The sequence below is a fragment of the Candidatus Hakubella thermalkaliphila genome, assembly GCF_013281975.1.
Classification (GTDB): Bacteria; Actinomycetota; Humimicrobiia; order Hakubellales; family Hakubellaceae; genus Hakubella; species Hakubella thermalkaliphila.
Window position 1 is genome coordinate 1 of the sequence record NZ_BLRZ01000328.1, and the last position, 946, is coordinate 946.

Consider the following 946-nt stretch of genomic DNA (forward strand, 5'->3'; position numbering starts at 1 on the left):
CACACTCTTTCCAGAAGAGCCTCTATTTTTAAGGGGCGATGCTGCAAAATATTTATACAGCAAGTATGATGACTTAAATGCCACTATTGCTGGTATCAGTGCCGGGGTATATAAGGAATTAGGCGATATATTATCGGCCCAGATTGCACTGAAGGGGAAGATAAAGGAGGTTAAGGGAGAGCCTCGCGATAGCAATGCATTTGGTGGAACCTTTGAGCTTAAGCAGAAGATAACCCGCAAATTCTGGATAAAGGAGGGCTATGAGTATGAGAAGAATAACGCGGATTCCAACCTGTGTAGTTACGATGCACACTCAATCGGTGTGTGGTCAGGATATATGATTACCTCTGAGACCATGCTTAATCTCGGGTATAGTTATCTCACCCGTAAGTATGAGGACCCCGGTGGTTTCAAGACAAAATCCCATACAATCTCAGCGGGTGTTGCCCATAAGATTGTCAAAAAAGTGTATGTTAATGCTGGTTATGGCAGGCAGTTTAACGATTCCAATGTGTCAAATACAGACCATAATAACAATATTTACACCCTTGGTGTAACATTTAGCTTTTAAAGGAGGACAAAAATGTTTAAATTAAGAATATTTGTGATTTGCATGTTAGCAGCGGTTTTAACCTTTTCAGGGATTACGTTTGCACAGGATAAAAGTGATAAGGCTAAAAGGCCTGTTATAGGTTTTGGAAGTGGCACTGGTTTTGGGAGCGGCAGTGGATTCGGTAGCGGCAGTGGAGCAATAGATGGTTTTGGGGGCTCTATGAGTTCAAGGGGTACAATGAATGTAGGTCATGGTTTCGGTAGCGGAATTGGTTCTGGTACAGGCAGCGGGCCGAAGAGTAGCGGAAATGCATGGTCAACCGGCAGCACCGGGACCAGCGCGGGTGGATGGGGCGGGGGGTTTTGTTCACAGACGGCGGGGGCGAAACCGCGG

General features: G+C 45.6%; 1 protein-coding gene and 1 pseudogene. Both read left to right on the forward strand.

Annotation, left to right across the window (positions count from 1 at the left end; all coding sequences use genetic code 11):
• A partial coding sequence (locus HW443_RS11920; protein WP_176238296.1) for a DUF2860 family protein occupies positions 1-571 on the forward strand: 571 nt, incomplete at its 5' end.
• A 12-nt stretch (positions 572-583) separates the two neighbouring features.
• Positions 584-946, forward strand: a pseudogene (locus tag HW443_RS13090) (hypothetical protein); the annotation flags it as partial.